Consider the following 15,342-nt stretch of genomic DNA (forward strand, 5'->3'; position numbering starts at 1 on the left):
CTTTCATTCAGGGACTAATTCATATACCGTGCCATATTTCTGGCCATCCGTAAAAAACAGCCGCACATATTCATCTCCCCCCACTTCAACAGCGGGTAAAACATTCCGTCCCGCGGCAAAAGGTGCCGTGAACGGATACAAGGTTCCATCGTCCCGGTCTGCTGGATAACCCCCGCGCTTCTTCACGTAGCAAAGCGCCTCTTGCGGGACAGGAACTTCGGCTGTCACCTGAATCTGGACGGTTTTGCGGCTGCGAAACCAGCTTTTTTTATGGTGAACTGCATATCTGATTTTAGCCCTCCCCGTGCTCAACTCCAGTTGGTTGGCTCCGTCTTGCTGACGGATCACGTAAGTGTCTCCATCCTCCCGAACAGCTGGATATACGATATACCGCACGCGTCCAATGCCTTCAATTCGGTCACGATAGCTGCCAGCAGCCTTATACTCCTCGCGTGTAAAAAGTTTTAGGCTTGAAAAAGGCGGTAAAACTTCACCTTCATTTTGCCCATTCACACCTGCATCGGCTGATTGTTTCGCAATATATACCACGGCTGCGCCCTCAGGCCACTGCCAGCGTAACACAACCCGGTTGTCATCAATTTTGTGGCTCAGCTCCGAAATAATAGGATCACCGGGCTGTGCTTCCCTATACTGCATAAGTTCCAGCCTCCCGTTCTAAAATCCACTGCTGCGTCGATTGCGCGTCGGGGCTTCCGGTGCCCCTCTCCGGCGTCCTGATGGCGCACCCTGACTTCCTCCACCGGAAGATCGGCGAGTATTTTCCGCAATCGGCAGAACAAGCGAAAAGACAGCAATAAGGGCTGCCAGTACGAGCGCTGCCACCAAACGAATCATCAAGTCGCCTATAGGCGAGCCAGATAGTCCCTTTTCCAAAATAAAACCAGCGAGCAAGCCTGCCGGGACTCCTCCAATCGCAAAATTCCGTGCGAGAAAACGGTTATCGAACATCAGCCCAAGAGCCAATCCCAATAAAGCGCCGATAATGACCAGCGCCGTTACGCGATAAATGGCAAAATACAGACTGTCGGCATACTCACCTGTCCGCTCCGTTACCAGTGTGCGATCACCGATTTTGTTATATATTTTTCCGAACGCCTGAGTAAGTCCTTGGGCATTGGCTACATTAGAATAAGTTCCGCCCGTCAGGTCAGCAATATTTTGCAATAAGGCTATACCATCCGACTCTGCCAGTTTCAGCCCGATCGTATTAATCGGAATCTGGCGGGCGATATAAGGAGCCAATGCTGTCTGGGTATCCAGATCGCTAAAGCCATCAGAGAGCATGATAACGAGAGAACCTTTTTCTGCATTACCTTGGGTTTCAATCTCTTTGATCGTCTCGTCCAAAGCAAGCCCGATCTCTGTACCGCCTGACATTATAGTCTGCATACTATCGATTTTGGAATAAACCGCTTGCTTCTCTGCATCTGTGCCAATGGGAGTAAATGGCTGAACCAACTGCGCAGCAGATTCAAATGAAACAATGGCTACCCGCTTGTCTCCATCCATTTGGCCAATCAGACTCTTGGCAGCCGTTAGGCGCTCATTATCGGGATCTGTTTGCTGCATACTCCCGGAATTATCAATCACAAGCACGAGGTCCTGTACGCTCTTGCGCCCTTCAGGGTTAACCTGATAGCCCAACTCCAATAGCAGACCTGCCACGAACAACATCACTAGTGTAGCAGGCACCAGTAACTTCCAGGATAACCCGGAGTAGCGCTGCCGCCATGAATGCCCATTTAACTGTGGCGAAATTAGTTCGCCAATCAGACAACCTAGGCCAATGCACAGTGCCATGATGCCAAAATACAGCCCAATCACGACGATATGCGGCCAGTGCCCTATCAATTTGTGAAGAATAAGCTCTCCCAAGATGAAGCCTACTACAGCACCCAACAAGCCGAACAGTAATAGGAGAACGTTAAATTTACGTTGCTTCATAAGAATCGTTGCTTCCTTCCATCATTAAAGTAGGATGAATATGTGGCTACCGCAATTCCGGCAACCGGTCCACGTCGATTCCGTGAAACACGAAACCATTCGCAGTATATGTCTCATAATACGTTTTGCCGTTGCGGTAAACCATCAGATCCTCCAGATGGAAGCCGCCCATCAAATGCAGCTTTTCCACCCCGCTGCTGCGACGCTCATGTACAAAACCCAACTTGTAAATACGCGAAGTAATGTCCACATCCATCGCATAAGGAAGAAATTCGCCTTCGTAGTCACCAAAGAAGTACTTTTCTTCATACCGATGCTCATGGGTATAGTCGAGCAAACGTACGTTAATTCCACCATGTTCCTCTAACGTTTGATACAGTTTCTTAAACAGCTCATCCTTCGGAACGACCAGCCGATTTTCATATGCAGCAGCTACATTCGCACGCCGCAATAATTCTTCTTCGAAGGTCTGATTAAACGGCTGTGAACTGAGAATCAAGGTTCGACAGGTCTGCGTAAGTCGATCCACCAATGCGGACAGGCCCCCGTCCAGCAATCCGGATACAGGCCCCATATGCCGGGTATCAAAGAATATAGATTTTCCCCGCTTGCTCTCCAGCTCACGCATGACATCCTCCGTCACACGCTCGTAATACTCGAACAGGTTTTGACCTGTGTAACTATCAGCCTGCCGAATACTATCCGTTGCAGCTTGATGCAGTTCACGCTCCAGGCTGGAAAGCTGTACTGTAATATGCTTCGCCTGTGCATGCCATTTTTCTAGTGCCAGTTCATAGCGACGAAGCAGCTCCAAATCGGCTTGAATTCGCAGCATGTGCAGTTTGTGCCCGTAAACCGTCTCGGTCAGGTAACGAATCAAGCTGCGCACATTATGCTTATCCATGAGTGGCAGTCGTTGAAAAGGCTGGTCCTCCACCTGACCGCTATACAGGGTGTCCAGTTCAGCGGTACTAATCTGCAAGTCATTGGACGTATCCCGAATCAGCCCCCGAATGGCCGTAAGCACATTTCCTGTTTTATTTTCATCCGTCCAGTCTGTCAACTCGAATAAGCCGATTTCAGGATATTCCTTGGAAGCTGCATTCACAGCCAACTGCAGACCTGATTCCGCCTGAAAATCTCCCAACCGTTTGTGCATAATCCGTTCACAGTTATCGCGGAAAAAGGCTTCGCAGCCCTGACCGAACAAGGCTCCCTCCGCCTCACGTAATGTCATTCGCTTCAAGGAGCCGTAGCTGGCTCCGCTGGTCATCAGTGCGCTCATGTCCGTGATCGCCTCATTACCAGGAACGAGATCATTTCGCGTGCGACCGCGCTCAGCAGCATCTAAACCAAAATAATTCAGCTTATCGCGTATGTCCCACTCCTGCTCTGTTCTCATACGCTCTAGCAGCTTCACATAAAAATGATACAGCACCGTAAGTGCGATTGACTGGTTAGGGCGGTTGACTCGGGAAAATCCAGCCGACACATAACCCTGCCGCCCGGATTCCGTCATGATGTTGTTTTTAAACGATGTATTGTTGTATCCCCCATCCTGTGACCGATAGGAATCTCCTGCCTGATAGCGGTTTTTAAGAAGCTGAATGTGGCAAATGATGTCACAGCTTTCCCGCAGGCTATTCGGCACCGTTACGCCGCGTTCGTTCTTGTCGGACAGCACATAGACGAGATCGAACAACGGTGATGGAGCATGGGATACTGGAATGGTCAATTTGTCCTCAGTCATATGAAGCGGTGCCGTAAACGTATACTCTGGACTCTGGATATAGTCCAGCTCCCGCATAAAAGCCACGGACGTTGCACTACTGTAGCCGAATTGGACAGCCTGATCGCTTTCATTCACCAACACATACAGATCCATTTGTACCGATTTAAAAGACTGTGCAAAAATATACTCCGCCAACAGCGTAATTTCAGGGATTAATACGTTCATGGGGTCATCCGCTGTCGTCAAAATCGACAAATGAACACGCTCGAACGAAGAATACAACCGACCGTAATCTGCCAGATGTCCACTAGCCCGGCGCAACGCGGTGTTAAGCTCAATTAGCTGCGATTCATGTGTATAAAAAGCCTGGTGCAAGTCACGGCGTATCGTTTGGTGGCCACTTTCCTCCGGTACCGCTATCGTATGAACAATAGCATCCACCGAACGATCTACAGCCGCATGTTCTTCCTGCGAGCGGATCTGAATATACGTTACTCCCGTGCTGTTATCCCACTTGGTCCGGTTGATATCTGCAATGGTGTTCATCACTGGGTTCATGCGATCACCGATAAAAAGAAACACGGACGGGAAATGGATGCTACTGCGTCCATCCCCGCTTCCGATTAATTGGTCCTCTGCGGCTGCATAGTCAGCCGCATAACGTAACAGCTGTTCTCTCATACTTTACTTCAACTTTCTGCGGATGTCGTTTAATTTTCCAGCCATTTGAGCATAGAATGCATAAAGTTCCGCTCCGTTAGCCAGCTCCACCTTTTCATATTCCAATTGATTGCGGGCCTCAGTGTAAGTTGCAGCCAGTTCATCCAGCTTCGCCAGCAATGGTGTAATATCCTCAGATGAAGTCAATACAGCATCACGGCGATCCGCCTTGCGCATTAGAGCAGCAAATTTCTTTTCTTCCAAACCACGGAAGTTTGTAAACACTTCAAACTCCACATAATTACGGCTCTTCATGACATTGGCAAATGGCTCCCAAGCCTCTTCCTCTTCGTCGCGATCATAGACGTACAAAGCACCCTTTTTCGTAATCGTGTCCGTATAGAGTGCCTGAATGAACTGATCCAGCCATTTTTCTTCATCCTGATATTTGCCCAGCAAAGCTTCCAATTCAGCAGCTTTCGCTTCAATTTGTGTATATTTCGCCAGTTCTTCACGAACCACCTGTGTTAATTCTGGTGAACGGATCAGGTTTTCCTTCGCCATCTCTTCATTGATGCTGCCAAAGATGTCCTTGCTTCCGGCCTGCTCCAGCCCTTCAGCCAGCAGACGTTTCAACTCAGACCATGCTCTTTTCACCTCACCCAAATTCGGCTTGGATTCCTGCAAGCGCATATCGTAGCCTGCCAGCATCGCATTCAGATCTAGCGCATGTGAACGGATTACAGTGAAGCGGCTGCTCGTATTCTGATCGACATCCTTTTCCCGAATCACGCCAAGTGACTTGGCACGGTCAAAATCATTACGAATGCGGGCATTGTAAGCTTGCACACGCGAATTGACGTAAGTTTCGCCCCATGACTTTTCAGGAATCGGCGACGGCAGATTAGTCCAATTGTTCTGACCTGTTTGCACCAGATGACGGCCAATACCTTCGCGGTCAAGAATCGTTTTTTCATAGCTTTCTTCATACACTTTGAGCGGCGTATATACAAACAGAGGAACACCATTACGCGTATTGAGCCAGAAAATCCGGTTACGAACTTCACTCTCTTTAATAGTAAAGTGTGATTTGCCAATTGCATTATTTTGATAATTGCGAACGCCTTTCAGGATATTAGGCGACTGTACAGGTACTGAAACGAATCCCCATGACGGGAAGTACAAGTTGCCAGAGCTATTGCTCAGATGGAACACAGGTACAGCTTCCTCATCCAGTTTACTCGCAATGTAGCGCTCCACAAATTTTTCAATGGCTTCATCTTGCCCGTATTTCATGACGAGGAAATCCTCCATGGAACGGGTAATGAGATCACCGAACTTATCAGTCAAGAAATTGGAGATTGAGCTGATGATGTCCATATCCTGATCCTTCACCCATTGATCTGAATTTTCGAGCAATTCTTGGGCAAAATCACGAATCAAATCGTCACCGTTGCGGTTATCCAGCAGCTTGGTCACAACTTCAGAAATATCCGGTACACTTACCAGATTCCAATAGTACGTTTTGTTACCTTTGTGATCGGACTGTTCTTCGCCATTTATCAGCAGATCGCCATTCTTCTCGAAAATTGCGCTCAATGCGTTCAAAATTTCAGTAAATACATTATAAATGCGGCTATTTTCCTTGTTCAACAGGTCATACAGGTCTTCATAAAATTCAATGAGCTGCTCTGTACGTTCCACATCAGCCCGCAGCCAATATTCATTAATTTTCGCTTCAATGTACGCATTTTTCTTTTTATCCTTGGACACAAACGCGCTCTTGGCATCGCCCAGCTTTTCGTTCGCCTGCTCACGCGCCCATTCAATGTCCGTTGGAATACGGTGCAGTGATTCACGCAACGTCTCAACATATGAAAGCAGCATTTTCAGCAAGCTAAATCCTTTTTCAGTATAAATCATGCGGGATACATAAAACGGCCCTTGCTCAGGATGCAGAAACATCCGGCGGATTTGGTCCGTAAACTGTCCTGTAATTTCGCCAGGAAGCTGTTTCTTCGCTTTGATATACTCTTCGCGGGCACGCGTCAGGAACGTTTGCTCCAGCTCGGTGTCCATATTGACAACTTGCATTTTAACAACATTGCTATAACTCAACCGTTCACTGTTTTCAAAGCCCGGAAGCGGCTCAGGTACACGGGATTCAAAGTTTTTGATCATGCTATCCAGATCCACGCCCAGCTTGCGGGCAAACTTCTCTACATCCTCTTGATTTGGCGATTGCTCAAACATTTTGGACATTTTGCCAAACATTCGATAGGCCAGATATGTCGTCATTTCCTCCATTGGCAGTACCGCCGAGGAAGCCCCGATAATATTGTAATCGTAGTTTGCCGGATAGGCCTTATTCATTTGTGCGATGTTGGTACGGATATTGCTGATATAGTCATGAATGGCAAACTCTTCGCCTGACTGTTTTTCCTCACTCGCCATAAAGTTGGTGATGTTCTCGGCGGTGACATTCATGCAGTAATCATAAGCATTTTCCAACAGCTTGCCTTCCGTATTCGTGGCCGAAATGAGATGACACAGATTAAACGGCGGAAGCGGCGAGTTCACGGCCAAAATATTTCCGTACTGCTGCTTAAAGCGTTCACCACGGCTGTCTACATTCATCCAATAGTCCAGCTCTTTCAGTGCAGCATAGCCGTTCTTTTTAATATATTCACGTGTATGCTCGCTCAGGCTTTTGTTCGCTAAATTAATATCCGGTGTAAACAGATAACCTAATGTATTTACACGGTCTACACCTGCAGAGCCATAGTCACGCTCAATAATTCCTCGGACGATATATGAGATATCGAGGAAAGTACCGCTTCCTGTACCGCCGGACAAACCGGACAGCAGGAACACCATAAGCTTCTTGTTGGTGCCTTCAGACAAGGTTTTGATTTTTTTGTCAATGCTTTGTACGACCTGATTGATTTTGGTGAACAACAGCAATCGTCCTGCCTGACGTACCCCTGCCGCCCCATTCATACCATCGGTAATGCTCAGCTCTGGAGACAGCCAATCGGTAATGTACGGCTCAAGAATGCTGCGGTTTTGCAGCAATCCGCCGATTTCCGCATTGGATAGCAGTACAAACTCATTGATGGGGTCCAAACCAATCCCCTTGTATTTTTTGTTGCGGTCTTGTTCATTCGTTTCAAAAGCGAGAAATTCCACATTGTCCGGTTTATCGCTCTTTTTCTTGGAGATCGGATCTGCTGGAAGCTTGAATCTGCGGTTAATTTGATATTTCAAGCGGAGAAGGGCATCAATTCCCGTGCCTCCGAGTCCGATAATTAAAATAGGATTATCAATAGTATCAACTCTGATCTTATCGCTTACGATCCCCCCGCCGAGTGATACGTCTAATTGTTGGATATGCTCTCTAACTACTGGTTTCATAGATATGACCTCCTAAGGGTTCGTTTAGCTGTTTACTGAAATAAATTCCAGTAAAATGGTTTTGTCCACACTGGCTAACGGGATGGTCAGACGATCACCGTTTTTGAGTTCAAGACCGTTGCCTGTGTCTACAGCCCGTCCGGATTTCTCAATCGTAATCTCGGGGGTACTGCGCACAATGATACGATCCTGATTGGCTGGTGTGAACACGACCTTGTCGGTTCCAGCAAATTCCGGTGCCAGTTGCAGCAACTGGTGCAGATTAAATTTGCCCCGGAAGGTGTTCAGCTTCTTGTATTGTGGATACGTTTTTTCGCCAGTGTTCTCATCCCGGATTTCCAGTACGATTTGACCGACAAAGCCACGGTTGGCCTTTTTGACAGCCTTCCAGATGAAATATGCGGCAACCAGCAGAATGAGCAGCCCCAGCCCTAAAAGAATGAGTGGCATTAGCTTGGACTTTTCAGCAGGTGTTGTTGGCTGCGTTGTGCCTGTATTCGTACCGCTCGTCGCCCCTGCTTTAGCACTGATGGTTACAGGCTGTGTTTCACGGTAGAAGCTCTTCTCCTCTGCTCTAACGGTTAGTTCGTAGTCATGCTCATCTGGAATCGTATAGCTACCGGTAAAAGAATCCCCTGCATTGGTTAACGGCACCTCATTCGTTGTACCGGAATCCAGATCCTTGACCTTCAGAACAGCATTCATATTCGCATACAATTCCTGATCCTGAAGCTGCTGGCTATTGCTCGTCAGGTAGGAACGAATTTGAACTGCATCGCCTTTTTTGTATGATTTGGCGGACGGTGCGTCCATTTTCAGCTCCAGATCGTAGTTAAACACCAGATTAATATCAATCTGATCCTGCTGGACTCCCTTGACTTGGAGCTTCCAGTCACCAGCCACAGGCTTGAGCAGTTTAATCAGCGAGTAGCTTTTGGACTTGGACAGCAGCACATCGCTCGAAGGAATCGGCTTGGTGTTGCCCGACGGGTCTATCAGTCTCGCATCCACCGGTTTCGAGGACATGATCGAAATGTTAGCCTCCAGCACACTATCGTTCGGTACGGTTACCGTTACATCCTGATAGTCGCCGTTTGCCGTAATGGACTGCAAAGGCACCACTTTCAACTTCAAATTGCTGGCGAAAATTTCACTTAAAATGTTCGGCAAGTCATCCGCTGAGCTTGTAATAAAGGACTTGCCGCCCGTTTGCTGCGCTATGTCGGCAAGCTTGTTTTTATTCAGCTTCCCATCTGCATTCAAGCCGATGGTGTAGATCGGAACGCCGCTATTTTTAGCCTCGGCTACAGCCTGTGCCATATCCTGATCGGATTGGCTTTCGGTTCTGCCTGTCGTCTTATTAAAATCGTTGTTACCGTCGGCCAACATGACGATCATAGGCGCATGTCCAGCTGTTTTACCATCTTGCAAAATGCGGATCGCTTCCTTGACACCCACGGAGGTGTCAGTATACGCCCCCCGGTTCAGTCCGTCAATAAACGTCTTCAGTTCCTGCTTATCCGCTTCGGATGTAATATTAAGCAAGGCTTTCTCGCGCTGTACGACATCCGTATACGCTACAATCCCGACCTTGTCATTTTGCGTCGACAGCATATCAATGAACATTTTCATGGCTTCATTGCCAATTTTCCCAGGATCACTGGTGTTCATTGAATTACTTACATCGACGACCAGCACCGCATCCACCTTAGAAGCAGAGGGCGAAGCGGCATTCGCCATCTGTGGCTGCCATGCCAAAATCGAGGTCATGATCATTGTACATATGATTCCGATGACCAAAAACCATTTTCTGTCTCTACTAAACATCGCTTGTACCCCTTTGCCGGTTAATTCTCATTCTAAATTACAGTTGTACTCCCCTACTATTAAATTATAATGAGTTTTACATGAACGCCAGCTGAAAATACTGCCCAAATGGTCTGAATCCAACCAAAAAGCCTGTCATACCGCGAGATTTTACCAATATCCTGCAGTAATGATATAATTATACCCCAACAAGGGCGATCGGGCACCAGCCTTCTCCTTTATACGACAAAAATGACAGTAGCGAAACCCGCCCATGTAAAATATTGAAGTAAAAATCCAAGCAGAAAGAGGAAGTACACTATGATCTCATACGGATGTCTGGCGATTATGTTTCTTTTTGTCGCCATCAAATCACTAATTTACTATATACATAAAAAACGCGCCCCGTCGATTACACAAATCGACACCGAGCTTCTGGCACTGCTGAACCGGAGAAGTGAGCGCAATGAATAGTTCCAAACAAGCTGTACAATTTCGCCCATTTACCCGCACAGAGCACGCCTTCCAAAAGCTAAGAGTCTGCAAGCGTTGTGGACAATTCACCGCCCTTTGGGAAGAGAAATGTACATCATGTGGTCGGGATACACTAGTTCCTGTAGAGCAATATGCCAAACTTAGAGCCAAACGTTATTTTCGTAAAGACCTTGCCGTCGGCGTCATATTGCTGGCCGCTACTGTTTTTTTCGGCCACTCGCAGCAACAAATGTTTCTATGCGGTATCGTCGGTGCGTTCTTTCTGCTGCCCTTGGTGCTTCTACAGCAGGGTATTTATCCTTATGAACAGCGTAGGCAGCTTATACGTCTGTTCAGAGGTCGTATAGGGCAGATCCAGGAAGGACTAAACGTTAATCATAAAAACGCGGTTGCCCTGCGGCAGCTCAGTGAGCGTGTCTCCTATGAAATGCTGCGTGAGATGGCTGTACTCATTCACAATGATCGGATAAGGCTCCAGCAGGTCGCCCTGCTGCAATCTTTTGTTCTCCGCAAAGACATGGAATTAACGCTCGATCCTCTCCTGATCAAGAGCTTCGAGCCGCTTATGGTCAGATATATCGGAGAGATTGCCAGACTCAATCGTGAGCTGATCAAGGACCGGACATTCCGATACGTAGTCTTTTATGAGCGCCGTATTCTGGAATTGGCAGGGGGCGAAGATATTCTCGTCCGCGTAGCCAGTGCAGCTGTCCGTAAAAAGCGCTACGTAGTCACCCATGCCGCTTTCATTTCCAGATATGTACGCAAACTGCCAAAGGAACGAGTCCAGCGTTTATATCATATCATTCAAGAGAATCCGTTAGAACCCTTTGGAGATTTGGCCGATGAAGTAAAGATCATGTACCTGATGGAGCAGTATAAAAACTGATCTGTCCTAACGCCCTTCTATATATGACGTCATTACCATGACAAACCACTGCAATAAAGCAGCAAAAAACCGTCAGGATCGCCTGGGTGGTATCATCCCCTTCAAGTAGACACTCTAAAAAAACCTTGTGTGTTACCATGAGGGTATGAGTGAACCTGGAGGGGATTTTCGTATGGCTAACCAACTCAAAGTTTGGGTGAAGAAGGTTCGAAATGCTGAACCGCTCGATTGGCGCAAGGGTTCATCCAGCCCGATGAAGGGGCGTACACGTACCTCCTTTTCCAGTATCAAAGAAGAACGAGATTACTTGATAGCTCAGGGGTGGACTACTTAAAAAGCGATATTCAAATCTGGTGACGGAGCGAAGCTCAGCGGTTTCAGGATAAACTCAAAAAGCGCGCCCCGATCGAGTATCGGCACGCGCTTGCAGCTTAGCTTTTTTCATTCGTCTACTTGACAGGGGTATGACTACTCAAGGATTCATTTTATTCCTCTTGGTACAAACTTGTTTTTATTAAGATTCAGGCAAGCTCTGTCCTCCGTCGATAATAATTGTTTGTCCCGTGATGAAGCCAGCCTCCTTAGAGGCAAGAAACGCAGCTGCATGTCCCATTTCTTCAACGGTTCCAAACCGTTTCAATGGAATAGCTGGAAGCATGGTTTCAATGTATTCTGGGAAGGTTTGTATCATTTCAGTCATTGTATTACCGGGCATGATCGCATTGATTGTAATACCAAACGGAGCTAACTCAAGCGCTGCACTGCGAATAAAACCGAGTTGGGCAGCCTTACTCGCACCGTAATGCGACCATCCTACAAATCCTGTCGCCGGCCCCGTAATCGAAGATGTTAACACCACTCTTCCATATTCAGCTTTTTTTAAGAATGGCAGACAAGCCTGTACAGAAAATAAAGCTCCACGCACATTAGTATTCATCACGCTATCCCATTCTTCAGCAACCATTTCTTCAATTGTAGTCATAGGGGCAATACCTGAGTTAGCACATAACACATCAATGCCGCTAAAGGCCACCGATACTGAATGTGCCATCATTTCCATAGAAGATCGATCCGTGACATCACCTCTAAAGCCTTGCGCGTATCCACCGGATGCTCTGATTTCGGCAGCGCATATCTCGGCCTCATCTAGGTTACGAGAAATAATGGCTACTTTAGCTCCCTTTTCAGCAAAGACTTTGGCGATTCCTTTACCAATCCCCTTACTCGAACCAGTTACAATAACCGACTTGTTTTCAAATGAATTTTCCATTATGTTTTCCCTCCTTCGGAGAGAGAGCATTTGCTCTCTAAATAGATCAAAAAAAATATCTTATAAGAATATTAATAGATTGCATGACTAGATTAATCTTTTCCTGTGCACTTTATGTGCCTTTCCCTGGATAGAAGAAGGATTCAAAACGTTTATGATGATATTCACATTTTTTAGCTTTGTCAATAAAGTGGACGCACAAGGCTACTTCCATATCTCGACATGGTTGAGCTCTCTTGAAGGAGTTTTGATTTGTCTCACTAAGGGGTCAGTCCCCCTCCCCAACTCCGGACGTTTTTTTATTTTAGGATTATCGTGTCTAATTAGCTGTCTTCTTTATTGGCCTTGCAGTTTTTGCTGCGCATGTCTGATGGAAGTAAAGTTAAAAGCACGCACTCCCTTGCTATCATACACAATAATCTCTTTATTCAAATATGGGTGTAAACCATTAAAATATCCAGGCATAATCAGTCTGCGCATAAATAGGTTTTTACCCAACATACGGGGGGAATTGGTCGCTACGACAAGCATTTGCTGGGTTGCAGACCATGGGCTAGGTTGAATATATGACAGACAATACTCGCCTGCCGTAAAATCGCCGCCCAATGTATACCCTTCCTCCGTACATGTAATTTGCAGATCAGCTTGGTGCTTCTGAAGCAGCTCATGTCTGGACAAGCCCGAAGTGACACATATCACGTTGCTATCAGCCAGTGCTTCCTCTGTAATATCATTGGAAGACACCACCGGATAATGAACACCGATATACGGATTCCAAGTCGCTGTTCGTGGGCTAGCCAAGGCGTTCGCCGTCCGTCTCACCGCCTGCTCTTCCTCCGGTGTAGCATAGCTGGATGGAAGGACAATGTGAAGACGATCCATATAAACGTCAAGCACACCCATACCATGGCTCAAAACGTTTCTTCCCACGCTTTTCGAATCCACAATTTCCTTTTTGGCATCCGATTCTTTTGAAAAGCATTCACTGCTTTCTTCCTCCCGTTCGGCAATCAAACGGTATTCAGGTGAGGGACGTTTATGTGAGTGTGTTTTAACAAAGCGAAAGCGGCTGTATTCCCGCAAGTCCAACACGAAAATACGGGCTCCGATACGAACTTGGGCCAATTCCAAGGGCATGACCTCTTGAGAAAGATGAATGATAAATTCTTCGGCGTGAACTGCCTCAATATCCAACTCACCTGTGGCACTCATTTCACCGTACAACTCGGCATATTCCTCATTTTCATCCATTCGCGTCAGTTCCAGCCAGTAAGCCCGGTTATGTCTGCCCCGTTCCGTCCGATAGGCAATACGCTGAGGTACGACATCCCTTTTCCATTGCATAAGCCAACCCAGTACGCCGTCCAGAAGTCTCAGCTCATGCGTATCCCAGTGATTAGACTGCCGCTCTACGACACCTTTAAAATGATCAGATGGAAGCTCTGTTACAGGGGCTGTGTATGCTTGTGCAAATAAGTAATCCTGATCTCCGCATACATTCAATATTGGCATATTCAACAGATTTATCAGATGCTTGGGATGTGGCGCTCCAGAGATAACCGCAATAGCCGCAAACCGAGAAGGATAAGCCTGTGCCATCGCCCAGGCCGCATATGCTCCGTTCGAATAACCCGTCAGATAGATCCGCTCTTCGTCCACTCGGTACGCTTGCAGTATGACATCCAGCGCCTCCAAAAAAGCAGCTTCTCCAATATAACTGCCCAACGTTACACCACGGCATGAAAAAGTAACGAATATAGCTTCCTCTTCCCAGCCTTGCCCAAAACCTCGATTCTGAAAATCCGGCAAGCCCAGTTCATATCGCTTGCCTGGCATCAGAACGATCAGAGGATACTGTCGGTCAGTCGAATAGCTTCTGGGAAGCTGAATGGTATAGCGTTGCAAACTATTATCCAAACGGGAGACAAAAAATCCTTCCCCAATTCCGTCATTAGACAAAAAGATGTGTTCTTCTTGAAGTAAGGACGGGGAGTGTGACTGTTCGGCATGTCCACACGTGAAGATTTGTTTTAATAGCTTGATATATTCACGTACAACCCGGTAATCCCAGATTTCAAAAGGATCTTCCGGCAAATCCGTTAACCTTTTTAATTCCTCAAGCAGGCCCTCTATTTGTATTTTCTGCGCAGAATGAAGAATATCTATAGCGCGGGCTTGAATGTACCGGTCATACTCTTCCTGCAAGCCCTCCACGACGACTGACAAAGGCCGCACAAGTGCCGAATACACAAAATGATGCTCCACAGCCTCATGATCCCGATATGTAACGGTGAAGTGCAGCATTCCCGTATTCCTGGCCTTTTCCTCGTCCCAGTCATAGCTTTGCTCCTGCTCCCAATGTGCTGGAAAGCGATCCAGCTTCATGCCTTCATCATTCGTTACCTCGACCCATAACGTTTGATCTAAGGGAAGATCTATCCGATCCTTACGCAGTAAATAAAATAAGATCGGGCTGTCTTCACCCTCCCTGCCAGCACTTTTCTCAACCTCTAACCAAGCCATATGAAAACGTATATTACGCTCTACAAATTCACGTTGCAGTTCTGTCACATCTGGTTCGTCGCATACCTGATTTCCACTGATACGAATAGAGCGGGCCTCCTCGGGAATAAACGCAGCAATGATAACTACCGTGTGATCGCCTTCCTCCAGATACAAGCGAAAAGGACCGGATTCCGCATATACCAGTGTGCCATCTATCCAAATTTGTCCCGTTCCTTCAAAGGGTCTGAAAATCACTTCCTGTGCAGCCATACAACGAAGATTTGAAACCAGCAAAAGCCTTTCTTGTTCGGCCAAAGGCGGAAAAACACCTAGATTTAGTTCGGCAGTCCGAGGGTCCAGCTCGGTCAATAATCGGCACGCTGCCTTTCCTCCGGCTGAAAGCTCTACTCCTTCTTCATCACAAGCCTTTTCCAAATTCCATTCCTCATGGGCAAAATAACTTGTCCATTCCCTGCCCACACCGCAATTTTCCGGGAGCATGACCGGACCGACTGCATAAGCAGACCTCAGACGTACCGGATGATCCGACAGCACAGTTGTTGCTTTTTCCAGATGTGTGAACCTCATAACATTCCCCCTCCAGGT

The 15,342-nt window shown here is 47.1% G+C and carries 10 protein-coding genes; 3 read left to right on the plus strand and 7 right to left on the minus strand.

The window, feature by feature from the left end; genetic code table 11:
• Positions 1–3 precede the first annotated feature (3 nt).
• From NSS66_RS00305 to NSS66_RS00325, 5 genes are read right to left on the minus strand one after another with little or no spacing between them, the layout of a single operon-like run.
• Entirely contained in the window at positions 4–657 is a 654-nt protein-coding gene (locus NSS66_RS00305) for a beta-mannanase (RefSeq protein WP_071558813.1), read from the minus strand.
• Between the two features lie 18 nt (positions 658–675).
• Positions 676–1,965: a vWA domain-containing protein gene (locus NSS66_RS00310; protein ID WP_023988389.1), complete on the minus strand. Its 1,290-nt coding sequence runs from the start codon at positions 1,963–1,965 to the stop codon at positions 676–678.
• 46 nt (positions 1,966–2,011) lie between these two features.
• Entirely contained in the window at positions 2,012–4,378 is a 2,367-nt protein-coding gene (locus NSS66_RS00315) for a transcription initiation factor TFIID (RefSeq protein WP_068940784.1), read from the minus strand.
• Between the two features lie 3 nt (positions 4,379–4,381).
• Entirely contained in the window at positions 4,382–7,771 is a 3,390-nt protein-coding gene (locus NSS66_RS00320) for a tubulin-like doman-containing protein (protein ID WP_075154131.1), read from the minus strand.
• A 24-nt stretch (positions 7,772–7,795) separates the two neighbouring features.
• Positions 7,796–9,598 carry a vWA domain-containing protein gene (locus NSS66_RS00325; RefSeq protein ID WP_023988386.1) on the minus strand — a complete coding sequence of 601 codons (1,803 nt, stop codon included), beginning with the start codon at positions 9,596–9,598 and terminating at the stop codon, positions 7,796–7,798.
• Positions 9,599–9,898: 300 nt separating this feature from the next.
• Here NSS66_RS00325 and NSS66_RS00330 point away from each other — a divergent pair, with 300 nt between their 5' ends.
• The 3 genes from NSS66_RS00330 to NSS66_RS00340 all read left to right on the plus strand — a co-directional run bounded on the left by NSS66_RS00330 (position 9,899) and on the right by NSS66_RS00340 (position 11,295).
• Positions 9,899–10,051, plus strand: coding sequence for a hypothetical protein (locus NSS66_RS00330; protein WP_023988385.1), 153 nt, complete (start codon positions 9,899–9,901; stop codon positions 10,049–10,051).
• Positions 10,044–10,961 (plus strand): hypothetical protein, encoded by a 918-nt coding sequence (locus tag NSS66_RS00335; RefSeq protein ID WP_023988384.1) that lies wholly within the window; start codon positions 10,044–10,046, stop codon positions 10,959–10,961. Before NSS66_RS00330 ends, NSS66_RS00335 begins: the two co-directional genes overlap by 8 nt.
• 172 nt (positions 10,962–11,133) lie before the next feature.
• Positions 11,134–11,295: a hypothetical protein gene (locus tag NSS66_RS00340; protein ID WP_023988383.1), complete on the plus strand. Its 162-nt coding sequence runs from the start codon at positions 11,134–11,136 to the stop codon at positions 11,293–11,295.
• 180 nt (positions 11,296–11,475) lie between these two features.
• Here the strand turns inward: NSS66_RS00340 and fabG are convergent, their stop codons facing one another.
• Positions 11,476–12,231 (minus strand): 3-oxoacyl-ACP reductase FabG, encoded by a 756-nt coding sequence (gene fabG / locus NSS66_RS00345; protein WP_068940776.1) that lies wholly within the window; start codon positions 12,229–12,231, stop codon positions 11,476–11,478.
• A 336-nt stretch (positions 12,232–12,567) separates the two neighbouring features.
• Positions 12,568–15,324 (minus strand): PHB depolymerase family esterase, encoded by a 2,757-nt coding sequence (locus NSS66_RS00350; RefSeq protein WP_068940774.1) that lies wholly within the window; start codon positions 15,322–15,324, stop codon positions 12,568–12,570.
• Positions 15,325–15,342: the final 18 nt, after the last annotated feature.

This window comes from Paenibacillus sp. FSL R10-2748 (genome assembly GCF_038005565.1).
GTDB classification, from domain to species: domain Bacteria; phylum Bacillota; class Bacilli; order Paenibacillales; family Paenibacillaceae; genus Paenibacillus; species Paenibacillus polymyxa_B.